This window comes from Mycobacterium sp. NPDC051804, assembly GCF_044452905.1.
Classification (GTDB): Bacteria; Actinomycetota; Actinomycetes; order Mycobacteriales; family Mycobacteriaceae; genus Mycobacterium.
Window position 1 is genome coordinate 447,114 of record NZ_JBITCD010000002.1, and the last position, 24,668, is coordinate 471,781.

Below are 24,668 nucleotides of genomic sequence, written 5' to 3' on the forward strand. Positions count from 1 at the left end.
GGACACGTCTCGGCGGGCAGATACTCTGACCGCATGCCGCATCCGGTGATGTTCCGCGACGACGACCCGGTGCTTGCGAAGGTGCGCACCATCGCCCTGGACTTCCCGGAGGCATACGAAAAGGTGTCGCACGGCAGGCCGTCGTTCTTCGTCACGAAGATGTTCGTGATGTACGGCGGGAGCGTCAAACCGGCGACCAAGGGTGCCGACTACACCCAGTACCCCAAGTCGATCATGGTCAAAGTCGACGAGAGCGACCGTCGGGCGCTCGAACAGGATCGACGCTTCTTCTTCCCCGCCTACCTGGGGCCCGCGGGCTGGCTGGGCCTGGATCTCGCCGCGACGAAGAAGCCCGATTGGGGCGAGGTCACCGAACTGATCGACGCGTCGTATCGGTTGACCGCACCCAAGAAGCTCATCGCGCGCCTCGACGAAGCTTGACCCGCCACCGGCCGGTCATGGTTCGATACGGGCCATGAGCTTCGCGAGCCCGTTCCCCGAAGTCGATATCCCGTCTTCAAGCGTCTACGACTTCCTGTTCGACCGCATCGACGAGGCCGACCTGGACCGAGTCGCTCTCGTCGATGCGAAGTCGGGCAGGGAGACCACCTACCGCGAGATGATCGCGCGGGTCGACGCGTTCGCCGGGGCGCTGACCGGGCGAGGCATCGGCGTCGGGGATGTCGTCGGACTGCTCTCGCCGAACAGTTCGGGATTCGCCGTCGCGTTCCACGGCATCCTTCGCTCGGGCGCGACCGCCACGACCATCAACGCGTTGTTCACCGCCAAGGACATTGCCAAGCAGCTGACCGACTCGAACGCCAAAATGCTGGTGACCGTCACGCCGCTGCTAGCGCAGGCGAAGGAAGCGGCCGCAGCGGTCGGGCTGGCCGCCAGCGATCTCGTTGTTCTCGACGGTGAGGGCCATGAGATCGCCGGCCATCCGAATGCCGCCGACCTGATGAAGCCGGGGCTGCCGGCACCCGACGTCAGCTTCGCGCCGTCGTCGCATCTGGCGGTGCTGCCATACAGCTCCGGGACGACCGGAAATCCCAAGGGCGTGATGCTGACTCACCGAAATCTGGTGGCCAATGTCGCCCAGATCCGGCCGCTGCACGGGATGGTCGCCGACGACGTGGTGGTCGCCGTGCTGCCCTTTTTCCACATCTATGGGATGACGGTGCTGCTCAACGCCGCTCTACAGGCGCGGGCACGCCTCGTCATCATGCCGAGCTTTGATCTGGGCGAATTCCTCGCCAACATCGCGAGCCACAAGTGCACGATCGCGTTCATCGCGCCGCCGGTCGCCGTCGCGCTGGCCAAGCATCCGCTGATCGGCGACTACGACCTCGGATCGCTGAACGTCGTCATGTCCGGCGCCGCCCCGCTGGATGCCGACCTTGGTCAGGCGGTCGCCGACCGGCTTGGGTGCCGCGTCGTGCAGGGCTACGGGATGAGCGAGCTGAGCCCCGTCAGCCACATCACCCCATTCGACGCGGGCGCGCACGACGTGCAGGGCAGAGCACCGTTGAGCTCGGTCGGGTGGACGGTGTCCAACGCGGCGTCCAAGATCATCAATCCCGAGACGGGCGACGAAATCGATATCCCCGCAGAGGGTCTCAGCGAGACCGGCGAGCTCTGGTTCAAGGGGCCGAACGTGATGGCGGGCTACCTGAACAACGACACCGCCACCAAGGAGACGATCGACGACGACGGCTGGTTGCACACCGGCGATCTCGCCCAGGTCGACGCCAACGGCTGTGTCTACATCGTCGACCGCCTCAAGGAGCTGATCAAGTACAAGGGATACCAGGTGCCGCCCGCCGAACTCGAGGCCGTGCTGCTGAGCCATCCGGCGATCGCAGACGCGGCGGTCATCGGCGTCGTCGATGCAGAAGGCGAAGAGGTACCGAAGGCTTTCATCGTCACGCAGACGGAGAGCGAACTGAGTGCGGACGAGGTGATGGAGTTCGTCGCCGGTCAGGTTGCGCCGTACAAGAAGGTCCGCCAGGTGGAGTTCATCGAGGCGATCCCGAAGTCCGCATCGGGCAAGATCCTGCGCAAGGATTTACGGACGACGTAGTCTCTCCGCCGCGTGCGCAGCGCGTGCCTGCCGGTATCCGAGGACAGCACCCGCGGCCGGGATCAGCAGCAGCCCGGCCAGCCCCCACAACGGATCCGACCAGTCGACCGGCGGGGCGTCACCCATCTGTTGCGTCAGGACCGGGGCCGCCGGGAGCCGGTTCACCCATGACGGCGCCGGGGCCGGCGCGGGGGCCGGAGGCGGAGGTGGCGGTGCAGCGGGTGCCGGTTCGGACACCGGGGCGCGCCACTGAGGTTCGGGATCGCGCTTCTGTATGCCCGGCGTGCGCCCATTGCCGACCGTCACGCGTGGAGCGTTGAATCCCGCGTTCGGTGCACCGGCGCGATCCGAACCGGAACGGCCGGGTGCGTCCGCCGCGCCAAATCCGCCGAACACGCTCGCGTCAGATCCCGCCGAGCGCGATGCCGCGCCGCTGTCGCCAGAGCCGGCGGCCAGACTCGGCGCCAACTCCCCGACGTCGGCCGTGGCGATACGGCCCGAGCCGAACGTGACCTCCGGGCTCTCGACACCACCCTTGTCGGAGTCGCCATCGCCCTCGTCGCGCTTGCCGCTGTCGCCGTTGCGGTCGCCGCGATCCGAGCCGCCGCGTCCGTTGCCGTCGCCGCGATCCGAGCCGCCGCGTCCGTTGCCGTCGCCGTTGCCGCGGTCAGAACTGTGGCCTCGATCGGAATGCGATCCGCGCGGATCAGCGAACGCCACCGTGGCAGAGCTGCCCAACAGGAGAAACGCCGCGAGTACACCGGCAGACGCGGTGAGACGCGGGCCGAGTCGGGCCACATTTACTCCTGCGAGTGGCAAATATGAAAAGACCTGATAAGACGTTGTCGCCGATGCATTGTTGCACGCGGCGGGCGGGTAGGACGGACATGTTGGACGAACGCGCGAAGAACGTGACGCAGGCCTCTATTTTTTCTCGACGTAAGTCCGCAAGCGGTCAATTGCGCTGTCCCAGCGTCGCGACAACGCATTCAGGTATTCGCTGGCATCGGCCAACGGCTGCGGTTGCATCCGCCAGATTCGTTCCCTGCCGTGACGCTGGCTGCTCACCAGCCCCACCGCCTCCAGCAGCAACAGATGTTTGGTCGCCGCCTGTCGGCTAACCGAAACCACGGTGGTGACCTCCGTCGTGGAGCAAGGTCCGCCGTCACAGAGTCGGGTGATGATGCGTAGGCGATTCGCGTCACCTAGAGCGTCGAACAACGGCGCTCGGTCGACGGCGGACGTACTCACAGTTTCTCGCTGAGGGCCAGGTACTTGCGGACCAGCTCGGTCTGCGCCGACCAGCCTTCGTCGTTGCCTTCGAATGCCGACTGCCTACGCTCGGCCGGGAGCGCCTCAAACCCGGACTCGACGATGCGCAGCAGCACTCCGTCCGACATTTCCTCGAGGGTGAACTCGACAAGCGTCGTCGGCTCGTCCGAGGAGTCGGCACCGTCATCGACCCCGAACGGGTGCCAGCGGAACGCCAGCCTGTGCTGCGGTTCGACCGCGACGATGTGCCAGGCGTCCGCCTTTCCGGCGTGCGGTTGCTGCGCCTTGGCGACGTCCGCGTCGACTGTGGTCGGGGTGATGGTCCCGATCACCGAGGTGCCCGGCACGAACGGTCCGTCGAAGCGCACACCGAACCACCGACCGAACTCGTCGGCATCGCTGATCGCGCGCCAGACTCGCTCCAGCGGGGCTTTCAACAGAACTTCCTTCTCGATCCGATCTGAATTCATATGCAACCTCCTGGTTGCTTTTCACGCTAATCGCGATGGCTGGAACGTGCAACCTTTTAGTTGCGTATAGATCGGCTACCGCGCCCGCTGTTGATCACGCTCGCGGCGCCGGCGAACAAAGCGCAGCCCAACACGGCCGCGGCGAGAATGATCAACGGTGTCGCGTCCAGCCACCCCGCCTGCCGTGCCCACGCCGTTGCGGCCCACCCAGACGCAGCGCCGACGAGTCCCGCGGCAAGAAGTTCCGGCCATCGGTAGCCGTGCGACCACCGGACCGCCAACACCGGCAGCGTCAATGCGACAACCGCGACAAGCACCATCATCGCTGCGCGCACGGACTTCGCCACCTCGAAATGCTCGCCAAACGCGGTGGCCACCCCGAGAGCACCGAGAAGCGAACCCACCACGCTGGTCTGCAGCACCGTCAACCAGTTCGCAGTACGCGCGTGCGCCGCGGCGACCTGCTGCAAGCGCAAGTCAGTCAGCGACTGCGCTTCACCGACCCGTTCACGACATGACTCGAGGTAAGCGATTTCATGACCGATGCGGTCGTCAATCCATCCCGCAAGGGTCAGCTCCCAAGCGAACGGTGACGTATCGGATGTCGTGCCCTGCAACGGTTCCGGTGAGTACGCACGCAGGTTGTGTGCCGCGATCTGAACAGTGCGGCCCAGATCACGCAGGTGGGTGATGGAGATGAGAAGCCCCGCGGCATCGCCCTGCGCTCGTCCCAACCTGCTTTGGGCATCGATCAACTCATTGGCCGCTGCGCCCGACCGTTCGAATTGCTCATGGAGCGAGAACAATTCCTCCAAGCCAGTATCGAGTCTGCGTTCCAGGTCACGCAACGTCGAGATGTCGGTCTCGAAGACTCCGATCTCAAAGCGAAGTTTTATGGCGTGCATGAGAAAGCGCCCCAGCGCGCCGACATCGTCGGCTGCCGCGGACAGCCAGCACCAGTCTGCCAACTCGGCGGACGCGGTAGGCGCAGACAACGCGACCAGGGAACGGCCCCATGCCCTTTCCATCTGCCATAACGCGATTCCCGGCTGTAGTGCGGCCGAGTATTCAACTCCGGCAGGGCAATTCCGTGTCAGAATGGCTCGTGCGGTGTCCGCCGCCGCTTCCTTGTGCGGTTCAGCGCAGGCGCCCGCGTACACCTGAGCGACGCCTAGGGCGCCGGTCCAGTCGTCGTCTTCCACCGCTTCGCGCCAGGCGTCGTCCAGCTCATCCCAACCGTCGCCAGATTCCGCACCCAGCCTCATCATGACCGCCGCCACGTCGTGGGCGGTGAAGGCAATCGCGTGGCGCCGTCCGCCGACATCGGATTTGGCGGCGACGATCCGAAACCACACGTCGTCCGTCGGCATCTGTTGGGGTAAGTCCACGGGCTGGTCATAACCGATCAGTGCCTCCGTCACCCCGAGTTTCGACGCCGCCGACCATGCCTTGGCCAGGGCCAGTGCCGGACCGGTGACGTCAGGTCCGAGCGGTGCGAAGACGAAGACATAGAAGGTCGGCTCGGTGACAGCGGCTGTCACGGTCGCCCACCATGCGCGGCGAGACTCATGATGGTGCGGTTGGCCTGCTCACGGACCTGCGCAGGAGCCGGCATGAGGCGGGGCGGTTCGACTAGGGGCCGCGGCGCGACGGCGGATTCCGGTGCAGGCGGAACGCGTCGCCGTTTGCGCAGAATGTTGATCACGATGGCGATGGCCACGACAGCGACGGCGAGCGCCGCCAAAACCCCGGCGATCCAGAGGCTGCTGGTGCCTGGACCGTCAGTCGGCGGAACGCCCGGTGGCGAGGTGACTGTTGGAGCAGCTTGTGTTGCAAGAAGGGCAATCGCGACTAGCGCGACACACAGCGCCGCCAGTGCCAGAGTCACCCGCAGAGAGGCCCTGCCACGGCCTCCGCGAGTCACGACGGGTCTCGCGCCATAGACGGGCGGCGGAGCGCCATACGCGGGCAGAGGCTCGGGTTCGTCTACCATCCAACGCAATTGGACGAGTTCCCGTCGGAGTACGACTTCCTCGCCTGCACGCACGGCATCGTCGACGCGATTCAAAGTTGCCGCGAAGTCGTCCCAGTATTCGGCGGGTAGGTGCGTATGCACGACGCGCTGCAGCATCTGCCCGGTTTCATCGAGCAGATTCGCCGGCAGATTGCCCGCCACGGGCCGACTATATCGCCGCAAAAGCGCCTGGGCAGCGGTAATGACCTGTCTCGTGGCCGCCGCGATTTAGGGCTAGACCGCGTCCGGATCCTCGGCGAAGACGTCGGCGGCCTTCTGCGCGAGTTCGATCGCGGTACGAGCCCATTCCGAAGTGGCCCCCGCGAGCCCGCACGCGGGAGTGACGCCGATCCGTTCACGCAACACCGAGCGTGAAAAGCCAAGCCGGTCGGTCACGGCCACCGCCGCCTTGGCGACCTCCTCGAACGACAGGCGGGTGGCGGGCGCGGTCGCCGGAACCACCCCAAGCAGAACGGTTCGCCCGCTTTCGACGAACTCGCCGATGCCGTCGAGATCGGCTGCTGTCAGCGTGGACACGTCAACAGACACGGCATGAACAGAGCTGCGCTGCAGCATGTTCCACGGCAGCTCCGCGGCGCAACTGTGCAACACCACCTCGGCGCCCATGGTGACGACACAGTCATCGATCAGGCCGATAGCGACGGGTTCGTCCACGGGATGCACAGGCGTCAGACTCGTCACCCCGGTGAGCCGGCCTTCGAGCGCCGCGGGCAACAGGGGTTCGTCCAACTGCATGACGACCGAGGTGTCCAGACGCCTGGCGACCTCGGCCCGGTGCCGCGCCATGCCCTCGCCGAGCGAGGCGGCTAGGTCACGCACCGCGCCCGCATCCGTGATGGCGCGATGTCCACCGGATAGCTCCAGCTGGGCCGCCAACGTGATGGGGCCCGGCGACTGAACTTTGACGGAGCGGTCACCGCCGCGCAGACCGGCGTTCTCCCATGCCTCCTCGAGTGCGTCGAGGTCCTCGTTGAGCAGACTGACGGCCCGACGTACCACCGAGCTACGGCCTGATGAGATCCGGTAACCGCGTGGCACGGTGTCGATCCCGATGTCGACCAGCAGCGCACCGGTCCTGCCGATCATGTCCGCGCCGACGCCCCGGGCCGGCAACTCGACGAGATGCGGCAGGGTGTGCAATTCGCCGACGACGATCTCTGCCGCCTGGCGGGGCGACATACCCGGCCACGATCCGATGCCGGTGGCGGCGGCGAAAACACTCACTCGTTGAACAGTATTCGATAGGGCTAATCTCGATCGGGAAGGGGGAGGTAGCCATGCCCGTAGCAACCAGGCCGTTTCTGGTCTGGGGCGCGGCATTGCTCATGGTTGCGGGCTGCACACAATCGGTCACCGGCACCGCAATACGGGCGGTTCCCGGTCTCGACGACGATTCGCTGTCGCCGGTCGACGTTGAGGCGGTCGTCCTGGATCAAGCACAGATGCGGGCGATCACCGGGGCGGGCGAGGACCTCTCGATCATCCCGAGCATGGACGGCAAGATTCCCGTCGACGTCGAACCATTCGTCAAAGGTGCTCCCCCACAATGTGAATGGCTCTTTGCAGACTCCCAGACGTTCGGTCCCGATGTGGAGGAGTTCCACAAGACAACGTTCCAGAATCCGCCCGACGGCGCCCTCATCTCCGAAGGCGTGGCGGCCTACCGCAACGCCGAGACGGCCCGCGCCGCCTTCGCCAGTCTCGTCGGCCGGGTCGACGACTGCGGCTCAACCACTTTGGGGTCGACGTTGGTCGGCGAATGGACGAGCGCCCGCGACACGCTGACGATGCGCGCGGGCGCCTGTGGTCGGGACTATCGCGTGAAATCGGTAGTACTGGTGGAGGTCACGTTCTGTCACTTCTCCGGCTCGGTACCAGACATCGTGATGACGAACATCCTCGCAAACGTGCCGGAGTGATGCCGCTAGCGCGTGATGGTCGCGCTGCCGAGCACTTCGTCACCGTCGGGATCTGGACGATAGAGCACTATCGTCTGACCCGACGCGACCCCGCGAATCGGGGCGCGCAGGTCGACAACAACGCGACCGTCGCACAGTTCAGCGACGCCGTCACCGATTCCACCGTGTGCGCGCACCTGGACCTGGCATTCCACCGGGCCGGTCGGCGCGACGCCGGACGTGAACACAGGCTGCTCGCCGGTGAGCGTCCATACGTCGAGATCCTCGGCGTTCCCGACGTGCACCGTGCCGGTGTCAGCATCGATGCCGGTGACATATCGCGGCTGGCCGTCGGGTCCGGGTCCGGCGATGCCAAGCCCCCTGCGCTGACCGACGGTGAAACCGTGCACACCCTCGTGTTCGGCGAGCACCGTTCCACCCGGGTCGACCACGTTGCCGCGGCGGACACCGATCCGGGCGCCGAGGAACGCGCGCGTGTCGCCCGAGGGAATGAAGCAGATGTCGTGGCTGTCCGGCTTTTCCGCGACAGCAAGACCCCGGCTCGCGGCTTCCACGCGAATCTGGGGCTTGGGGGTGTCGCCGATCGGAAATACCGCGTGGCGTAGCTGTTCGGCGGTCAGCACCGCGAGAACGTAGGACTGGTCCTTGTCAGCATCGACGGCGCGGCGGAGCCGCCCGTCGGACAGCCGCGCGTAGTGGCCCGTCGCCACAGCGTCGAATCCCAGCGCCAGCGCACGAGCGGCCAACGCGGAGAACTTGATTCGTTCATTGCACCGCACGCAGGGGTTCGGCGTTTCGCCGCGAGCGTAGGACGAGACGAAGTCGTCGACCACGTCCTCTTTGAACCTGTCCGCGAAATCCCAGACGTAGAACGGGATGTCGAGCACATCGGCGACCCGGCGAGCGTCACCGGCGTCCTCCTTGGAGCAGCAGCCCCGCGATCCGGTGCGCAGGGTGCCCGGCGCCGACGAGAGCGCCAGGTGCACGCCGACTACATCGTGACCGGCGTCAACCATCCGGGCGGCTGCGACCGAGGAATCCACGCCACCGCTCATCGCTACGAGCACGCGCACTACTCCACGGCTCCCATACTCGCCAGCGCCGCCTGTCGCGCCCGCTCGACCGCGGCGGGCAAGACCGCCAACGCGGCCTCGACATCGGATTCGGTGCTGGTGTGGCCCAACGACAATCGCAGTGATCCTCGCGCGCTGGCAGGGTCGGCACCCATCGCGATCAGCACGTGGGAGGGCTGGGCCACTCCGGCGGTACAGGCCGAACCCGTCGAGCATTCGACACCCTTTGCGTCCAGCAGCATCAGCAGCGAGTCGCCCTCACAGCCGCGGAACGTGAAGTGGGTGTTGCCGGGCAGCCGACCGCTGCCCTCCGCACCGTTGAGATGTGCATCATCGATGGTCGACAGCACGCCGTCGATCAGGCGGTCGCGTAGTTCGGCGACGCGCGCGCTGTTGGCTTCCAGCCCCTCGACCGCTATCCGCGCCGCGGCGGCCATGGCGACGGCACCTGCGACATCCGGTGTGCCCGAACGGACATCACGTTCCTGTCCCCCGCCGTGCAGCAACGGCACACATGCCGTGTCGCGGCGTAACAGCAGCGCACCGACGCCGGTGGGTCCACCGAATTTGTGCGCGGCGATGCTCATCGCCGACAGTCCGCTCGCGGTGAAGTCGACCGGAATCTGGCCGACCGCCTGGACGGCGTCGCTGTGCATCGGGATGGCGAATTCGGCCGCTATAGCGGCTAGTTTCGTGATCGGCATGATCGTGCCGACCTCGTTGTTGGCCCACATGACAGAAACCAGCGCGACATCATCATGGTCTCGCAACGCGTCCCGCAGCGACGACGGTGACACCGATCCGTCGGCCTCGACAGGCAACCAGGTCACGTCGGCGCCTTCGTGCTCGACGAGCCATTCGACGGCATCGAGCACCGCGTGGTGCTCGACCGGCGTGGCGATGATGCGTCGCCGACGCGAATCGCTGTCGCGGCGGGCCCAATAAATACCCTTGACCGCTAGGTTGTCGCTCTCGGTTCCGCCCGCGGTGAAGATCACCTCCGACGGGCGCGCGCCCAACAGCTTGGCGAGCGTCTCGCGGGCCTCCTCCATGCGGCGGCGGGCGGTCCGTCCGGTGCCGTGCAGCGACGAGGCGTTGCCGACCGTCGCCAGGACAGACGTCATCGCCTCGATGGCAGCGGGGTGCATCGGCGTGGTGGCGGCGTGATCCAGATAGACCGGCAGTGCGCCGCTTGCGCGAAGATCATCTGGCGAGGTCATAGCCGTTCCATGGTAGCGGCCCCTGACCGGCCGGCCAGAGCCCGAGGTCAGGCGACCAAGGCGTGACCGTGTCCGCGGCGCGCCACGTGTGTCGAGTCGCCACGCACGGCCGATTCGCACCGGTTGGCCAGGTCACGGCGATCGGAGCCCGGCAGCTGCAGCGATTCGACGTGCACCCGCACGACGGTGCGCTGTGCGGTGATGAGCCGCTTGATCGACGCGAGCAGCGTGTCTTCACCGACATAGGCGGCGATGGTCGACGGCTGGCCGTCGCGACGGTGGTAGCTCAACCGCAGGGGCTGAACCGGCCTGCCCGCATCGACGGCAGCCTGGAACATCGCCGGGCGGAACTGGCCGTACGCCAGACCACACCAGGTCGTGCCCTCGGGGAAGGCGACGACGGTCTGTCCGTCCCGCAACCGGGTGGCGATCATGGAGACGACGTCGGGCAGGCGCCGCAGGTTGTCCCGGTCGATCGGGATGACTTTCATCAGCCGCGCCAGGAACCCGAGCCCGGGCCAGTTGATCATCTCGGACTTGGCGACGAACCGGCCCGGTAGCACAGAGCCGATCGCGAAGATGTCGACCCACGACACGTGCCCGCTGACCACCAGCACGCCCTGCAGATTGCGAATCGGTCCGCCGGACACCGTGATTCGCACACCCAGGCAGCGCAGCATCATTCGGCAGTAGCTTCGCTGCACGTGGGAGCGACCCGGCACGGGAATGGCCAGCAGCGGCACGGCAGCCAGCATGAGGAAGGCGAAGGTGGCGCGTATCGCGACACGCCAGGCGACGATTACACGCTGGCCGACGGGCGCTTCCGTGGCGGCGACGCAGCTCGCGTCGCACGTGGCGCGTGGCAGCCAGGGACTGTCGACGCTCATGACGTCATCCCGTCGGCCATCGCGCTCGCCGCACCGACCGATCTCAACCGCTTGAGGTATCTGATGTCGGCCTGGCGTTTGTCCAGTAGCGCCGGGAAGTCGCCCACCCCGAAATCCGGATCGTGCGCCGGATCACCGCAGATCTGCGCGCCGAGCCGCAGATAGCCGCGCATCAGCGGTGGTACGGAGACCCGCGCGGGTGCGTCGATGTCATCCAGACCTCTGCCGTCGACCGTCACCGGCCGGTACGGATACACCGTGTACTCCGCGGGGGCGGCGTGGCGGCGGCGCACGAAGTCACGCACGCCGCGGATCTGGCTGCCCGGCGCGGTGTCGTCGGCACCCTCGACGGGAACCGACACGCAGCCGGTCACGTAGTCGTAGCCGCAGCGGTCCAGGTAGGCCAGGATGCCCGCCCACATGAGCAGCACCACGCCACCGTTGCGATGATCCTCGCGAACCACCGCGCGACCCATCTCGACCAGCGACGGCCGCAGCGCGTCGAGGCCCTGTACCTCGAATTCGGTTGCGGTATAAAGGCCTCCGGCAGCGATCGCGCCGGGCGGCGGCAGCATGCGGTAGCAGCCGACGATTTCGCCGGAGGTGTCTTCGCGGACCAGCAGATGGTCGCAGTGCTGGTCGAAGCGATCGGCGTCGAGGCCACAGGTTGCCCCGGTGAGCGCAAATCCGGGCTCGGAGGTGAACACGTCGTGACGGAGGCGCTGCGCGGCTTCGATGAGCGCAGGGTCGGTGGACAGCAACAGGGTGTAGCGAGGCATCGATGTAGCGGATCCCGCGCGGGTGTCGATGTCGTCGGGGGCGATGAGTACAGAAGCTCTGCTCATGAGGGCACGGTCGCCCAGCTGCATCTCCGGATGGCATCGGGCGCGTGACGTGTCCGTGATCGCTAGGTGACGAGTTGGGCGTTCTGTGTGCAAAAACACACGTTTTCCAGCTGACCCAGGAGAACTCAGCTGTCGAGGAACATCACGTTCACCCCGACGGGGTTGCGTGGGGTCCGCAGCCGGTTGGCGGGAAATCCCGGGTCGGCATAACCCACCGCGAGGCCGCAGAGGATCTGCAAATCATCCGGTATGTCCAGCTGTTTGCGTAGGACGTCGGGAAAGTGGGCGATCGACACCTGAAGGCACGTTCCGAGCCTGCGTTCGGTGAGGGCGAGAACCAGCGTCTGCAGGAACATCCCCACGGCGAGGCTGTCCGCGTTCCCCAGATCGCGGTGCATGCACACCACCCCGGCCACCGGCGCCCGGAAGAACTCCCAGTTGCGCAGCTGCGCGGTACGGCGCCCGTCGGCATCGTCGCGGGCGATGCCCATGGATCCGTACACCAGCGATCCGATCTCGCGGCGCAGCCGGGCGAAGCTGTCGGGCAGGCCCACGGTGGCGGGATATCCGGTTGACGCCTCGGCCAGTAGTGCCTCGACCAGTCGGTCGCGGCGCGGTCCGGTAGCCAAAAATAGTCGCCACGGCTGGATGTTGGAGTTCGACGGCGCCCGCATCGCCAGCGCCAGCGCCTCGTCGAGAAGTTCCCGCGGTACCGGTTTGTCGCGCAGGAACATTCGGGTGGAGTGGCGTTCCTGGACAACTTTGGCCAGTTCACTGGGACGTTCGTTCACTACTTCAGCTTGGCACCGGAGGATGTGAGGCGAACCCTGGAAAACGCGTAGTTCTGCGGAACGCAAAAACCCCCGACCACTGAACGTGTCGGGGGTTTTGCGTGCGTTTGGTCAGCCCTTGCGAGCCTTCACAGCCTCGGTCAGCTGCGGCGTGACCTTGAACAGATCACCCACGATGCCGAGGTCGGCGATCTCGAAGATCGGCGCCTCTTCGTCCTTGTTCACCGCGATGATCGTCTTGGACGTCTGCATGCCCGCGCGGTGCTGGATGGCTCCGGAGATGCCCAGCGCGATGTACAGCTGCGGCGACACGGTCTTACCGGTCTGGCCCACCTGGAACTGGCCCGGGTAGTAGCCCGAGTCGACCGCGGCGCGCGATGCGCCAACGGCGGCACCGAGGGAATCGGCCAGTTCCTCGACCACGCTGAAGTTCTCGGCGCTGCCGACACCACGACCGCCCGACACGACGACGGTGGCCTCGGTGAGCTCCGGGCGATCGCCGGCGACTGCCGGTTCACGCTTCGTGATCTTGGTGGCATTCTCGGCCTGCGCCGGAACCTCGACGCTGACGACCTCACCCGCGCCGTCAGCGGGCTCGGCGTCAATGGCACCGGGCCGGACGGTGATCACGGCCAGCTCGCCGGTGGACTCGGCCTCAACGGTGTAGGCGCCACCGAAGATGGAGTGAATGGCCTTGCCGCCGTCCTGGACCTCCACGACGTCGGTCAGCACGCCGGCGCCGATACGCGCGGCCAACCGGCCCGCGATCTCCTTGCCGTCCGCGGAAGCGGCCAGCACCACACCGGCGGGGCCTGCGGACTCGACCAGCGAGGCCAGCACATCCACGTACGGGGTGATCAGGAAGTTGTCGGCGTCGTCGGACTCGGCCACGTAGATCTTGGCCGCACCGGCGGCCTTGAGGCCGTCGGTGAGGCCCTCGGCGGTGCCCGGCTTGCCCACCACGACAGCGGAAGGCTCGCCCAATTTGCGTGCGGCAGTGATCAGTTCGGCGGTGACCTTCTTGGGGGCACCTTCAGCGTGCTCAACGAGCACAAGTACTTCAGCCATGTGTCTTCGTTATCTTTCTGGGTTCTGTTCGGAGTCTGGGGCTAGATGATTTTCTGACCGACGAGGTACTCGGCGACCTTGGTGCCACCGTCACCTTCGTCGGTGACCTTCTCACCGGCGGTCTTGGGCGGCTTCGGGGTCGACGCGTTCACCTTGGTGCCCGCGTTGGCGACGCCCACCTCGTCCGCTTCCACACCGATCTCGGCCAGCGTCAGCGTCGTGACTTCCTTCTTCTTCGCGGCCATGATGCCCTTGAAGGACGGGAAGCGAGGCTCGTTGATCTTCTCGTTCACGCTGACTACCGCGGGCAGCGATGCCTCGACGGTGAACACACCGTCGTCGGTCTCGCGCTCGCCCGTGACCTTGCCGCCCTCGACCGTCACCTTGCGCAAGTGGGTGAGCTGCGGAAGGCCCAGGTACTCGGCCACGATCGCGGGAACCGCGCCGCCGACGCCGTCAGTGGCCTCGTTGCCGGCGATGACGAGTTCCGTGCCCTCGATCGTGCCCAGCGCACGCGCGAGCGCCCAGCCGGTCTGGACCATGTCGGATCCGTGCATGCCCTCGTCGACGAGATGCACCGCCTTGTCGGCGCCCATCGACAGCGCCTTGCGAATCGCCTCGGTCGCGCGCTCCGGGCCGGCTGTGAGCACTGTCACAGTGCTGTCGCCGCCTTCCTTCTCCTTGATGAGAAGCGCCTCCTCGACGGCGCGCTCGTTGATCTCGTCGAGCACGGCGTCGGCCGCCTCACGGTCGAGAGTGAAGTCGCCGTCGGACAGCTTGCGCTCCGACCAGGTGTCAGGGACCTGTTTGATCAGGACCACGATGTTCGTCATGAGTCTGGTTCGTCCTCCTCGAAGGGGCCACTGACCGGCCCGCACTACCACGTTTCAAGCAACCACCATCATGTTACTCGTAAGTAACTTATGGGGGATCGCACGAACACCATAGCTGGTCGAAGTTTGCGTTCTAGCAGCCCGTAGGCGGTGAACAGTTCGTTAGTGAGCCGTTTCACGTTAGCCTGCCTTCCAATGAGCGCATTCGTCACTGATGGTCCGGACCTGCCTTTGACCGGCGAACGCACGGTTCCGGGCCTCGCGGAAGAGAATTACTGGTTCCGCCGCCATGAGGTCGTCTATGAGCGGCTGGCCAGTCTGTGCGCCGACCGCGACGTGCTAGAAGCCGGCTGCGGAGAGGGATACGGCGCCGACCTCATCGCCAACGTGGCACGCAACGTCATCGGTCTCGATTACGACGACTCTGCGGTTGCCCACGTACGCGCTCGCTACCCGCGGATCGACATGCGCCAGGGAAACCTGGCTGAGCTTCCACTAGCAGACGAAGCGGTGGACGTAGTGGTGAATTTCCAGGTGATCGAGCACCTCTGGGATCAAGGGCAATTCGTTGCCGAGTGCCTGCGAGTGCTGCGCCCCGGCGGCGTGCTGTTGATGTCGACACCGAATCGAATCACCTTCTCCCCCGGCCGCGACACCCCGATCAACCCGTTCCATACCCGGGAGTTGAACGCTGCCGAGTTGTCCGAACTGCTGTCCGGCGAGGGCTTTTCGGTCGAATCGATGCTGGGCGTGTTCCACGGCCCGAAGCTGCTCGAGCTCGACGGACGCCACGGGGGCTCGATCATCGACGCCCAGATCGTGCGCGCACTGGCCAACGCGCCGTGGCCCGCGGACCTGCTCGACGACGTGGCGTCCGTGACAACGGCGGACTTCGACCTCGTCGACGCGCAGGACGGCGACCGCAATATCGACGACAGCCTCGACCTCGTGGCGATCGCGGTGCGGCCGTGACGACCCCCACGGTTCCGGGGCAGTTCACCCTGGTTCTCCACACCCATCTCCCGTGGCTCGCCCACCACGGCCGCTGGCCGGTCGGCGAGGAATGGCTCTACCAGTCGTGGGCGGCCGCCTACGTCCCGCTGATGCGTGTGCTGCGCAAGCTAGCCGCCGAGGACCGCCGCCACCTGGTAACGCTCGGCATGACGCCGGTGGTGACCGCACAACTCGACGATCCCTACTGCCTCACGGGCATGAACCACTGGCTGGCCAACTGGGGCCTGCGCGCTCTCGAGGCGACGACACTCGGTGATCCATTACGGCAGTTCGGTGTTCGCGAGCGCGCCGAGGCCGAGCGTGCCCTCGACGACTTCTCGACGTTGTGGGCTCACGGTGGCAGCCCGCTGCTGCGCGAGCTGATCGACGCCGAGGCCATCGAACTACTCGGCGGCCCGCTGTCGCATCCGTTCCAGCCGCTGCTGAATCCGCGACTGCGCGAATTCGCCCTGCGGGAGGGACTCGCCGACGCCCAGCAGCGGTTCGCCCACACCCCCGCCGGGATTTGGGCGCCCGAATGCGCCTATGCGCCCGGGATGGAATTCGACTACGCCGCAGCAGGTATCAGCCACTTCATGGTCGACGGCCCGTCGCTGCACGGGGATACCGCCCTCGGACGTCCGGTCGGCTCGTCCGACGTCGTCGCGTTCGGCCGCGACCTGCAGGTCAGTTACCGGGTCTGGTCGCCGAAGTCCGGTTACCCCGGCCACTCCGCCTACCGAGACTTCCACACCTACGACCACACAACGGGTCTGAAGCCGGCACGGGTCACCGGCCGCAACGTCGCCTCTGACGCGAAGGCGCCCTACGACCCCGTTCGCGCGGACAGCGCGATCGACGGTCACGTCGCCGACTTCGTTTCGCATGTGCGCCAGCGGCTCATCAATGAGAGCGAGCGGATCGGCAGACCCGCGCACGTCATTGCGGCGTTCGACACCGAACTCTTCGGGCATTGGTGGTACGAGGGCCCGGTGTGGCTGGAGCGGGTGTTGCGCGCCCTGCCCGAAGCCGGCGTCCGGGTTGGCACGCTGTCCGACGCCATCGCAGACGGCTTCGTCGGCTCCCCCGTCGAATTGCCGCCCAGCTCATGGGGTTCCGGCAAGGACTGGCAGGTGTGGGCCGGTGAGCAGGTGGCCGATCTCGTCCAGCTGAACACCGAAGTGGTCGACACCGCGCTGACGACGGTGGACAAGGCTCTGGGCGAGACGGACGCGCCGCCCGCCCGTAACTTCGTTGCGGACCAGATCCTGCGGGAGACCCTTCTCACGGTATCCAGCGACTGGCCGTTCATGGTCAGCAAGGACTCGGCGGCGGACTATGCGCGGTATCGAGCGCACCTGCATGCGCATGCCACTCGGGAGATCGCAGGCGCCATGGCCTCGGGTCGCGAGGAGCACGCGCAGCGGCTAGCCGAAGGGTGGAACCGCGCTGACGGTCTGTTTGGCGCGCTCGACGCAAGGCGCCTGCCCCGCCCATGAAGCCAATTCTTCGCGACCGTGCGTGTCTGCACACGACACGCCGACAAGACGCACCATTTGGCGCACTCTCGCGGAGGACGAGCGCCCGATGAAGATTCTGATGGTGTCATGGGAGTACCCACCGGTGGTGGTCGGCGGTCTCGGCCGCCACGTGCACCACTTGGCCACCGCGCTGGTCGAGGCCGGACACGAGGTTGTGGTGCTCAGCCGCCGCCCCACCGGCACCGATCCGAGCTCGCATCCGTCGACCGACGAGATCGCCGAGGGCGTGAGGGTTGTCGCCGCGGCGCAGGATCCGCACGAGTTCGATTTCGGCACCGACATGATGGCATGGGTGCTGGCGATGGGCCATGCGATGGTCCGGACCGGCCTGGGAATCAAGAACACCCGCGGCAAACCCTGGCGGCCTGACGTGGTGCACGCCCACGACTGGCTCGTCGCTCACCCTGCGATCGCGCTCGCCGAATACTTCGATGTGCCATTGGTTTCCACCATCCACGCCACCGAGGCGGGAAGGCATTCGGGGTGGGTCTCGGGTGCGATCAGCCGCCAGGTGCACGCTGTAGAATCATGGCTGGTTCACGAATCCGACTTGCTAATCACTTGTTCGGCGTCGATGAGCGACGAGATCACCGAACTGTTCGGACCCGGTCTCGCCGAGACACGGGTGATCCGGAACGGAATCGACGCCGCGCGTTGGCCGTTCGCGAAGCGTCGCCCCCGGACCGGGCCCGCCCATTTGGTGTTCCTGGGCCGACTCGAGTACGAGAAGGGCATTCACGACCTGATTGCGGCCATGCCCCGTATCCGGCGCACCCATCCGGGGACGACGTTGACGGTGGCGGGTACCGGCACGCAGCAGGCGTGGCTCGCCGAACAGGCACGAAAGCACAAGGTACTGAAGGCCACAACGTTCGTCGGCCACCTCGATCACGAGCAGCTCGTTAGTCTGCTGCACACGGCTGACGTCGCCGTGCTGCCCAGCCACTACGAACCGTTCGGCATCGTTGCTCTCGAAGCCGCCGCGACAGGGATCCCGCTGGTGACCTCCAACGTCGGCGGATTGGGCGAAGCGGTGATCGACGGTCAGACCGGAAAGTCGTTCGCCCCGCGCGATGTCGCCGGGCTAGCCACGGCGGTGCGCACCGTGCTCGACGACCCAGACCATGCTCAGAGCATGGCGACCGCAGCACGGGAACGGCTCACGTCGGCCTTCGACTGGAACACAGTCGCCGACGAAACCGCACAGGTGTACGTAGCCGCCAAACGTGGTGAGCGCGAACCACATCGGCGCCGCACCATCGTCGAGCACGCACTGCCCGACCGCTGATTTAGGCGTCGAACCGGAGCTTCTCGACACCCAGGCCATCGACCCCCTCGTAGGCGAAGCGACTCCACAGCCCGCGCATCTCGCGGCCGAGTCCGTGATCTACCGGATCCGGGTGTGGGCCCAGCATCGGCGCCTTCGACCACGCACTCGGCATGCCGAGCAGCAGCGGCAGATCCATGCAGTGGCAGGCACCCAAGGGCGCATCCCGTGGCGACCAGTCAAGCCGATACACCGCGGCGCGGCCCCCGTGGGAACGCCAGCGGCGAGCCAGCCTCTCCGCGGGCCCGCTGAACACTCGGCGGGTCATCGCCACCGCGGCGGCGCGCGTGCCGAGCTTCTCGAACGGTCCCAGCGCCGCCAGCCGGGACGCCTTCGCACTGATCGTGACGAACGGGGCGGCGTCGCGTTTGGTACAGCCGACGAAGAGGTCGACCGTGCGGGCCACATGCGCGATCCGGGCACTCACCGCGTTGGCGGCGGGAAGCGGGTCGACCCCCAGGCTCGGCGCGAATGCCAATCCGCTGATGAGGCCGAACCGTTGCGCTGCAACCAAAGACGCGGTCTGGGCGCGGTGTAGTTGTTCAACGCTCGCCACGTAAGGGTCGACGTTCCCCAGGGACTCCGCTGCGGCGGCTCGCATCGCCGCCGTCATCGCGTCGCGGTCCTCCCGCATATCCAGCGGCGCGCTCTGGATGATCGCGCGCGAGTACAAGCCGTCGGCGGCCTCCGAAAGCAGCAGCGAGTACACCGAGTCACCGCCCGCGGACTGCCCGAACAGCGTGACGCGCTGCGGGTCGCCGCCGAATGCGGCGATATTGTCGTGCACCCACCGCAGCGCCAGGAGCTGGTCGCGGAGACCGAGGTTGTCTTCGTCGAGGCCGAACGGGGTGCAGTAGCCGAAGATGCCGAGCCGATAGCTGACTGTCACCACCACGACGCGGCCCTCGGTGACGAGGTCGTCGGGGTCGTAGTTCGGGGACTCACCGCCGCCGGAGACGTACGCGCCGCCGTGGAACCAGACCATCACCGGCAGCCCGTCGGCATCGCTGGGCGCGGTGACGGTGAGCACCTGACAGTCCTCATTTCGTGCCAGGCCGTCGGTGACCGGGCCCGTCACGAACACCAGCCGCGACGGCAGCTGGGGACACACGGGGCCGCGTGCGGTCAGTTCGCGGAGTTCAGCCCAGGAGGCCGGTGGCACCGGCGAGGCGAACCTGCCTGCGCTGCCGTAGGGCACACCGCGCGCCCGCACGAGCGCGCCGTCGTCTTCGATGAGGGCAGGGCCGGTCGACAGGTCGACGCGCCGCAGCGACAGCTCCGGAATCGTTAGCGCGCGGCTTTCTTGCGTTCGATGTCCGCCAGCGCGGCCGCAAGCTCGGCGCGCTGGGCTGCTGACGTCTCCCACGACAGCTTGCGATTCTTGACGACCTTCGCCGGCGCGCCGACTGCGATCGAGAAATCCGGGATGTCACCCTTCACCACCGCGTGCGAGCCCAGCACGCAACCACGGCCGATCATCGTGTTGCGCAGGATCGTGACCTTGGTCGCGACCCACGTGTCTGGTCCGATTCGTACCGGCCCCTTGATGATGCCCTGGTCCTTGATGGGCAGCTCGATGCTGTCCATCCGGTGGTCGAAGTCGCACACATAGACCCAGTCCGCCATCAGAACGGAATCGCCGAGCTCGATGTCGAGGTAGGTGTTGATCACGTTGTCCCTGCCGAGGACGACCTTGTCGCCGAAACGCAGCGAGCCTTCGTGGCAGCGGATCGTGTTCTTGTCGCCGATGTGCACCCAGCGACCGATCTCCATCGTCGACAGCTCCGGGGTCGCCTGGATCTCCACGCCCTTACCGAGGAACACCATGCCGCGCGTGATGATGTGCGGGTTGGAGAGCTTGAACTTCAGCAATCGCCAGTAACGCACGAGGTACCACGGGGTGTAGGCCCGGTTTTTGATGACCCATTTCAGCGAAGCCATGGTGAGGAACTTGGCTTGGCGCGGGTCGCGCAGCCGCGAACCCCGCCACCGCTTGTGCAGCGGCGCGCCCCACATCGTCGTCATGGCCGGAAAGCCTACGCGAGGCCACGAGCGCCGAACGGTTACCCTCACTGGGACTTCCAAGCGCGTGCAGAACAAAACCGAAGGGACGCAGTGTTTCGGCGATTGATCGTGCTGGCCTCAACAGTGCTGATCACGGCCTCTCTAGCCGGTTGCGGGAACACCGACACCTGGGTCGAGGCCCAGCCGGCGTCGGGCTGGCCTGCGCAGTACGGCGATGCCCGCAACAGCAGCTACGAACCGGCCGCGGGAGCTGACGGGCTGCGGCTGGAGTGGACGCGCTCGGTCAAGGGCGAACTCGCCTCCGCTGTCGCGCTCGGATCGGGCAGCTACCTGGCCGTCAACGCGCAGACCCCCGCGGGCTGCTCGCTGATGGTGTGGGAGACCGACAACCGTGCCCGGCAGCGCTGGTGCACCCGCTTGGTGCAGGGGCCGGGCACTGAAGGTCCTCTCTCCGGTCCTCTTTGGGATGGCTTCGACAACCTCTACGTCGGCCAGCCCGGCGCGATGCTGTCCTTTCCGCCCACGCAGTGGATCCGCTGGCGCCAACCCGTCATCGGGATGCCGACGACGCCGCGGATCCTGTCGCCGGGTCATCTACTGGTGGTGACGCACCTGGGCCAGGTGCTGTTGTTCGACGCCCAGAAGGGTGTGGTCGACGGGTCTCCTCTGGATCTGATCGCCGGTGTCGACCCCAAGGATTCCGAGCGCGGACTCACCGACTGCAGGCCGGCCCGCGCGCGCTGCCCGGTGGCGGCCGCACCGGCGTTCGCGAACCAGACCGGCATCATCGTGCTCGGCCTGTGGGAGCCCGACGCCGACGCTCCCGTTCTGGTCGGGTTGCGCTACCGCCCGGGCCAGAACCCCGTACTCACCCGCGAGTGGACCAGCGACGCCGTGGGCGGCGGCCCACTCGCCAGTCCCGTGCTGTCCGCGGACGGATCGACCGTGTACGTCAACGGGCGTGACGAACACCTGTGGGCGATCAACACCGACGACGGTGAACCGAAATGGTCGGTCCCACTGGACTTTCTGGCGCAGACGCCGCCGTCGGTGTCACCTGATGGGTTGATCGTGGCCGGCGGTGGACCCGGGGCGAAGCTGATGGGCATCAAGGACTCGGGCGACCGGGGTGAGGTGGTGTGGACCCACGACGACGTCGCACCACTGACCACGTCGAGCCAGGCCGGCGCCCACACCGCGTACGCGGTGGCGCGCGACGGCGAGAACGGTCAGGCGCTGGTCGTGTTCGACCCGGCCGACGGCCGCACTCTCAACCGCTATCCGCTGCCCAACGCGGGCGGCTGGCCCGTCGGTGTCTCCATCGGCCATGACCGACGCGTCGTCACCGCGACAAGCGAAGGCCGCGTGTACGGATTCGCGCCGGCTTAGACCGCCAGCATCGGTGCGAGCGCCGCGCGCGGCACCGACGCCTGGACCGGCCCCGCCGACTCCGGGAGAATTTCGCCCTGGCTGAAAAAGAAGATGAGCTTGTCATCAGTCAGCACGAAGTTCTGGTAGCTGGCCGGATCGAGTCCTGCGCTCTGCGGGATCGCGTCCAGCACCCCTTGCGATTTGAACAGGTCGTCGTTCACCGCGGGGTAAATCACGTCGAGCGGTTTGGTGCCCGGCTTGAACAGCGAATCGAACGTGATCGGCGCCTTTGTGGCGAGATTCCAGTTGAACGCCTCGTACCACGTCAATGGATGCGCACCTCCGACGTTCTGGTACACCTCGAAAACCAAGCTCTCGGTGCCGAGAAGAGGCAGACCCGAGCGGTAGCCGGTGCCCTTCGCGTCGAGGACGTAGGGCAGTCCGCGCGAGCCGGGCATATCTGAGACGTTGACGAATCCGTCGCGAGCCTGCTTCAGGTAGTCGGTCACCGCCCGCTGATCCGGGTACTGCGCGGGAAAGGAGAAGTCGAGCTGATAAGTGTCGTTCTGGGCGTGCACCCGGCAGATCTGGTCCGGGCTCACCGTGCCACCCAAATCGACGCAGGCCGACTGCGCCAGCGCCGTCGGAGTGCCGATCGTGCCGGCAACGGCACAGGCCGCCATTACGGCGGCCGCCAACTTGAGAATGCGCATCGTTGGACGTCCTCGCAGCCGGCACCGGCTCCACCGCCGGCGCATCACTGCCAGGGTACGTGGAGTTTCAGCGGGAGGGGCGGCAGATGAATGCCGTTGCCCTGCTTGCGGCCCCGGCACCGAGGCGGGTGATCACCACCGAGACCGCCTGCGCGCCCCGCAGGCGCATCCGCTGCCGCAGCGCGTCGGGGTCGATATCGACACCGCGGACCAGGATCTCGACGGCGCCGACATCGCGGCCCGAAAGCGCCTGGCGCAGTCGACGTTCGCTGTATACGAGCTCCTCGAGCACCTCGAAACCGCGCACCCCGTCCGGTAGCCGATCACCGGACAGGTAGGCGATATCGGGGTCAAGTTGCCACAATCCGTGACGGACGGCATAGTGGCGCACCAGGCCCGCGCGGACCACCGCGCCATCGGGATCGACGATCCATCGACCGGCTGGCGCGACCGCGCAGTCGCCGGGTTCGGCGTCGGTGATCTCCTCCCCCGTGTCGAGCATGCTGGCCCGTCGGGACACGCTCGGCACCGCCAGCCCCGCCGACCACAAGCACGCCTCGCGCACGCCACCGCCGACAGACACCACCTCGATTTCACCGATGAATCCCAACTGCCTCACCGCGTCGAAATCGATTCCCGGTGCACACTTTACGGCGAATTCCCGGCCGTGATACACGTCGAGCAATGCATCGAGACCCGGCGTGTAATCCCGCGGATCGAACCGGCGTCGTCCGCCGCTACGACGCGCGGGGTCGAGCAGGACGACGGCCGACGCGGTGATCGGTCGTAGCGCGTCGGCGCGGCACAGGTCCACGCCCGCGACGTTGTTCCGCGCCATCGCGAGCCGGACCGGATCGACATCGCTGCCGACGAGAGTCTCCGCGGAGTTTTTCAGCGCGGCAAGCTCGGTGCCGATGGAGCACGTGGCGTCATGCACCACCGCGCCGAACAAGCGTCGAGCTCGATGAGCCGCTACCGGGTTGGCCGTCGCCTGCTGGAGAGCCTCGTCGGTGAACAGCCAATCTCCGGCGGCGCCGAATTTCGCCACGGCCTTGCGCCGCAGCATCGTGGTCTCCACAAGAACAGCCGACCGCTCGCCGAAACGCTTTCGCGCCGAAGCGATATCGGCGACCAATGTGGCGTCGGTCAGCCGCAGGTCCGCGACTTCACCCAGCGCCTGCCTGCCGACGTCGCTATTCAGGTACGCGACGTCGTCGAGACGGAAAGCTACGACGGCTTAACCCCGGTGACCATCACGTTGTAGAACCAGCCCTTGGGTACCACGCGGCGCCACACGTTGTTGTCAACCCAACTCAGCGTGATCCAGCTGTTGAAGGCGAACTTTGCGTAGCCCCAGCCCAGTCGGCCGGGCGGCACGGCGGCTTCGAGAGTGCGCAACGGCCACCCGAGCATTGCCGCGGTGAATTCCGTTGTGGCGGTGCTGACATCGACCGCACCCGCATTGTGTGACATGCGCTCAAGATCGGCGGGCGAGAAGGTGTGCAGGTCGACAATCGCTTCCAACGCCGCCGCGCGCGAGGACTCGTCGAGCTCCTCCTGAGGACGGCGCCAGCTGGACAGCCCCGGCAGCTTCGTCACGTTTGTCACTGCGCGCCACGTCAGCGTCGACAACGGACGCGCGTAGTTCTCGCCCGCATTGCTCGGCTCGCCCGCGAAGATGAACCGGCCACCGGGTTTGAGCACGCGCACGACCTCGCGCAGCGACAGCTCGACGTCGGGGATGTGATGCAGCACGGCGTGGCCGACGACCAGATCGAAGGTGTTGTCGTCGTACGGGATCCCCTCGGCGTCGGCGACCCGGCCATCGATTTCGAGGCCGAGGTTCTCGCCGTTGCGCGTGGCCACTTTCACCATGCCCGGCGACAGGTCTGTCACCGAGCCGCGGCGGGCCACCCCGGCCTGGATCAGGTTGAGGAGGAAGAAGCCGCTGCCGCAGCCGAGCTCGAGCGCACGGTCGTACGGCAAGTTGCCCAGCTCGTCCTCAGGCACCGTCGCGTCGAAGAGATCGCGGGCGTAGTCGACACATCGCTTGTCGTAGGAGATCGACCATTTGTCGTCGTAGGACTCGGCCTCCCAGTCGTGATACAGCACCTGGGCGAGCTTGGAGTCGTGGCGGGCCGCCTCGACCTGCTCCGCGGTGGCGTGCGGGTTAGGAGCGGGGTCAAAACTCGTCATAACAGG

Annotated in this window: 25 protein-coding genes; 7 read left to right on the forward strand and 18 right to left on the reverse strand. The window is 66.7% G+C overall.

Translation table 11 applies throughout. From position 1 onward, the window contains the following. The first annotated feature begins 33 nt into the window (after positions 1–33). Together ACIA48_RS07910 and ACIA48_RS07915 are read left to right on the forward strand one after the other, a co-directional pair. A complete protein-coding gene (locus ACIA48_RS07910) occupies positions 34–441 on the forward strand; it encodes an MmcQ/YjbR family DNA-binding protein (protein ID WP_396729437.1) in 408 nt (135 codons plus the stop codon). A 34-nt stretch (positions 442–475) separates the two neighbouring features. Further along, on the forward strand, positions 476–2,083 hold the full coding sequence (locus ACIA48_RS07915; RefSeq protein WP_396729438.1) for a 4-coumarate--CoA ligase family protein: 1,608 nt from the start codon (positions 476–478) through the stop codon (positions 2,081–2,083). On the opposite strand, the gene ACIA48_RS07920 is transcribed toward ACIA48_RS07915, so the two are convergent. The 6 genes from ACIA48_RS07920 to ACIA48_RS07945 all read right to left on the reverse strand — a co-directional run bounded on the left by ACIA48_RS07920 (position 2,069) and on the right by ACIA48_RS07945 (position 7,084). After that, on the reverse strand, positions 2,069–2,881 hold the full coding sequence (locus ACIA48_RS07920) for a hypothetical protein (RefSeq protein WP_396729441.1): 813 nt from the start codon (positions 2,879–2,881) through the stop codon (positions 2,069–2,071). The genes ACIA48_RS07915 and ACIA48_RS07920 overlap by 15 nt on opposite strands. 126 nt (positions 2,882–3,007) lie before the next feature. Continuing rightward, positions 3,008–3,334, reverse strand: coding sequence for an ArsR/SmtB family transcription factor (locus ACIA48_RS07925; RefSeq protein WP_396729443.1), 327 nt, complete (start codon positions 3,332–3,334; stop codon positions 3,008–3,010). Next, a complete protein-coding gene (locus ACIA48_RS07930) occupies positions 3,331–3,825 on the reverse strand; it encodes an SRPBCC family protein (protein WP_396729445.1) in 495 nt (164 codons plus the stop codon). The genes ACIA48_RS07925 and ACIA48_RS07930 overlap by 4 nt, the downstream gene beginning before the upstream one ends. Before the next feature lie 56 nt (positions 3,826–3,881). Continuing rightward, positions 3,882–5,366, reverse strand: coding sequence for a CATRA conflict system CASPASE/TPR repeat-associated protein (locus ACIA48_RS07935; protein ID WP_396729447.1), 1,485 nt, complete (start codon positions 5,364–5,366; stop codon positions 3,882–3,884). Further along, positions 5,363–6,001, reverse strand: a complete 639-nt coding sequence (locus tag ACIA48_RS07940) for a hypothetical protein (protein WP_396729448.1) — start codon at positions 5,999–6,001, stop codon at positions 5,363–5,365. The genes ACIA48_RS07935 and ACIA48_RS07940 overlap by 4 nt, the downstream gene beginning before the upstream one ends. Before the next feature lie 72 nt (positions 6,002–6,073). Further along, complete coding sequence (locus tag ACIA48_RS07945) at positions 6,074–7,084, reverse strand: methionine synthase (protein ID WP_396729451.1); 1,011 nt, start codon at positions 7,082–7,084, stop codon at positions 6,074–6,076. Between the two features lie 53 nt (positions 7,085–7,137). Between ACIA48_RS07945 and ACIA48_RS07950 the strand changes: the two genes are divergently transcribed. Next, positions 7,138–7,779, forward strand: coding sequence for a sensor domain-containing protein (locus ACIA48_RS07950; protein ID WP_396729453.1), 642 nt, complete (start codon positions 7,138–7,140; stop codon positions 7,777–7,779). A gap of 5 nt (positions 7,780–7,784) precedes the next feature. On the opposite strand, the gene mnmA is transcribed toward ACIA48_RS07950, so the two are convergent. The 7 genes from mnmA to ACIA48_RS07985 all read right to left on the reverse strand — a co-directional run bounded on the left by mnmA (position 7,785) and on the right by ACIA48_RS07985 (position 14,496). Next, a complete protein-coding gene (gene mnmA, locus ACIA48_RS07955; RefSeq protein WP_396729455.1) occupies positions 7,785–8,852 on the reverse strand; it encodes a tRNA 2-thiouridine(34) synthase MnmA in 1,068 nt (355 codons plus the stop codon). Continuing rightward, on the reverse strand, positions 8,852–10,072 hold the full coding sequence (locus tag ACIA48_RS07960; protein ID WP_396729457.1) for a cysteine desulfurase family protein: 1,221 nt from the start codon (positions 10,070–10,072) through the stop codon (positions 8,852–8,854). Before ACIA48_RS07960 ends, mnmA begins: the two co-directional genes overlap by 1 nt. A gap of 47 nt (positions 10,073–10,119) precedes the next feature. Continuing rightward, the gene (locus ACIA48_RS07965) at positions 10,120–10,959 is read right to left on the reverse strand and encodes a lysophospholipid acyltransferase family protein (RefSeq protein ID WP_396729459.1); all 840 of its coding nucleotides are present in this window, start codon (positions 10,957–10,959) and stop codon (positions 10,120–10,122) included. Beyond that, positions 10,956–11,804: a GNAT family N-acetyltransferase gene (locus tag ACIA48_RS07970; protein WP_396729460.1), complete on the reverse strand. Its 849-nt coding sequence runs from the start codon at positions 11,802–11,804 to the stop codon at positions 10,956–10,958. Before ACIA48_RS07970 ends, ACIA48_RS07965 begins: the two co-directional genes overlap by 4 nt. Positions 11,805–11,929: 125 nt before the next feature. Next, the gene (locus tag ACIA48_RS07975) at positions 11,930–12,595 is read right to left on the reverse strand and encodes a nitroreductase (protein WP_396729462.1); all 666 of its coding nucleotides are present in this window, start codon (positions 12,593–12,595) and stop codon (positions 11,930–11,932) included. A 111-nt stretch (positions 12,596–12,706) separates the two neighbouring features. After that, positions 12,707–13,663: an electron transfer flavoprotein subunit alpha/FixB family protein gene (locus tag ACIA48_RS07980; RefSeq protein ID WP_396729464.1), complete on the reverse strand. Its 957-nt coding sequence runs from the start codon at positions 13,661–13,663 to the stop codon at positions 12,707–12,709. A gap of 41 nt (positions 13,664–13,704) precedes the next feature. Further along, positions 13,705–14,496, reverse strand: coding sequence for an electron transfer flavoprotein subunit beta/FixA family protein (locus ACIA48_RS07985; protein WP_396729467.1), 792 nt, complete (start codon positions 14,494–14,496; stop codon positions 13,705–13,707). Between the two features lie 195 nt (positions 14,497–14,691). Between ACIA48_RS07985 and ACIA48_RS07990 the strand changes: the two genes are divergently transcribed. The 3 genes from ACIA48_RS07990 (at position 14,692) to ACIA48_RS08000 (ending at position 18,318) form a co-directional block, all read left to right on the forward strand. After that, on the forward strand, positions 14,692–15,468 hold the full coding sequence (locus ACIA48_RS07990; RefSeq protein ID WP_396729469.1) for a class I SAM-dependent methyltransferase: 777 nt from the start codon (positions 14,692–14,694) through the stop codon (positions 15,466–15,468). After that, the gene (locus tag ACIA48_RS07995; protein ID WP_396729471.1) at positions 15,465–16,988 is read left to right on the forward strand and encodes a 1,4-alpha-glucan branching protein domain-containing protein; all 1,524 of its coding nucleotides are present in this window, start codon (positions 15,465–15,467) and stop codon (positions 16,986–16,988) included. The genes ACIA48_RS07990 and ACIA48_RS07995 overlap by 4 nt, the downstream gene beginning before the upstream one ends. Positions 16,989–17,076: 88 nt before the next feature. Further along, positions 17,077–18,318 (forward strand): glycosyltransferase family 4 protein, encoded by a 1,242-nt coding sequence (locus tag ACIA48_RS08000; protein ID WP_396729473.1) that lies wholly within the window; start codon positions 17,077–17,079, stop codon positions 18,316–18,318. A 1-nt stretch (position 18,319) separates the two neighbouring features. Here the strand turns inward: ACIA48_RS08000 and ACIA48_RS08005 are convergent, their stop codons facing one another. Together ACIA48_RS08005 and ACIA48_RS08010 are read right to left on the reverse strand one after the other, a co-directional pair. Beyond that, a complete protein-coding gene (locus tag ACIA48_RS08005; RefSeq protein WP_396729475.1) occupies positions 18,320–19,570 on the reverse strand; it encodes a carboxylesterase family protein in 1,251 nt (416 codons plus the stop codon). Positions 19,571–19,644: 74 nt separating this feature from the next. Next, positions 19,645–20,382 carry an acyltransferase gene (locus ACIA48_RS08010; RefSeq protein WP_396729478.1) on the reverse strand — a complete coding sequence of 246 codons (738 nt, stop codon included), beginning with the start codon at positions 20,380–20,382 and terminating at the stop codon, positions 19,645–19,647. Positions 20,383–20,472: 90 nt separating this feature from the next. Here ACIA48_RS08010 and ACIA48_RS08015 point away from each other — a divergent pair, with 90 nt between their 5' ends. Beyond that, positions 20,473–21,771: a PQQ-binding-like beta-propeller repeat protein gene (locus tag ACIA48_RS08015; protein WP_396729480.1), complete on the forward strand. Its 1,299-nt coding sequence runs from the start codon at positions 20,473–20,475 to the stop codon at positions 21,769–21,771. On the opposite strand, the gene ACIA48_RS08020 is transcribed toward ACIA48_RS08015, so the two are convergent. The 3 genes from ACIA48_RS08020 to ACIA48_RS08030 all read right to left on the reverse strand — a co-directional run bounded on the left by ACIA48_RS08020 (position 21,768) and on the right by ACIA48_RS08030 (position 24,662). Further along, positions 21,768–22,466: an esterase gene (locus tag ACIA48_RS08020; RefSeq protein WP_396729483.1), complete on the reverse strand. Its 699-nt coding sequence runs from the start codon at positions 22,464–22,466 to the stop codon at positions 21,768–21,770. The genes ACIA48_RS08015 and ACIA48_RS08020 overlap by 4 nt on opposite strands. A gap of 67 nt (positions 22,467–22,533) precedes the next feature. After that, positions 22,534–23,667 (reverse strand): class I SAM-dependent methyltransferase, encoded by a 1,134-nt coding sequence (locus ACIA48_RS08025; protein ID WP_396730700.1) that lies wholly within the window; start codon positions 23,665–23,667, stop codon positions 22,534–22,536. Between the two features lie 26 nt (positions 23,668–23,693). Continuing rightward, positions 23,694–24,662, reverse strand: a complete 969-nt coding sequence (locus ACIA48_RS08030; protein ID WP_396729485.1) for a class I SAM-dependent methyltransferase — start codon at positions 24,660–24,662, stop codon at positions 23,694–23,696. Between the last annotated feature and the right edge of the window lie 6 nt (positions 24,663–24,668).

Bases quoted from the DNA above. Each gene is read 5' to 3' on its own strand.
- ACIA48_RS07985 (WP_396729467.1), bottom strand. From the start codon at position 14,496: ATGACGAACATCGTGGTCCTGATCAAACAGGTCCCTGACACCTGGTCG.
- ACIA48_RS07965 (WP_396729459.1), bottom strand. From the start codon at position 10,959: ATGAGCGTCGACAGTCCCTGGCTGCCACGCGCCACGTGCGACGCGAGC.
- ACIA48_RS08010 (WP_396729478.1), bottom strand. From the start codon at position 20,382: ATGACGACGATGTGGGGCGCGCCGCTGCACAAGCGGTGGCGGGGTTCG.
- ACIA48_RS07910 (WP_396729437.1), top strand. From the start codon at position 34: ATGCCGCATCCGGTGATGTTCCGCGACGACGACCCGGTGCTTGCGAAG.
- ACIA48_RS07990 (WP_396729469.1), top strand. From the start codon at position 14,692: ATGAGCGCATTCGTCACTGATGGTCCGGACCTGCCTTTGACCGGCGAA.
- ACIA48_RS07970 (WP_396729460.1), bottom strand. From the start codon at position 11,804: ATGAGCAGAGCTTCTGTACTCATCGCCCCCGACGACATCGACACCCGC.
- ACIA48_RS07960 (WP_396729457.1), bottom strand. From the start codon at position 10,072: ATGACCTCGCCAGATGATCTTCGCGCAAGCGGCGCACTGCCGGTCTAT.
- ACIA48_RS07915 (WP_396729438.1), top strand. From the start codon at position 476: ATGAGCTTCGCGAGCCCGTTCCCCGAAGTCGATATCCCGTCTTCAAGC.
- ACIA48_RS08030 (WP_396729485.1), bottom strand. From the start codon at position 24,662: ATGACGAGTTTTGACCCCGCTCCTAACCCGCACGCCACCGCGGAGCAG.
- ACIA48_RS07950 (WP_396729453.1), top strand. From the start codon at position 7,138: ATGCCCGTAGCAACCAGGCCGTTTCTGGTCTGGGGCGCGGCATTGCTC.
- ACIA48_RS08020 (WP_396729483.1), bottom strand. From the start codon at position 22,466: ATGCGCATTCTCAAGTTGGCGGCCGCCGTAATGGCGGCCTGTGCCGTT.
- ACIA48_RS07980 (WP_396729464.1), bottom strand. From the start codon at position 13,663: ATGGCTGAAGTACTTGTGCTCGTTGAGCACGCTGAAGGTGCCCCCAAG.
- ACIA48_RS07930 (WP_396729445.1), bottom strand. From the start codon at position 3,825: ATGAATTCAGATCGGATCGAGAAGGAAGTTCTGTTGAAAGCCCCGCTG.
- ACIA48_RS08000 (WP_396729473.1), top strand. From the start codon at position 17,077: ATGAAGATTCTGATGGTGTCATGGGAGTACCCACCGGTGGTGGTCGGC.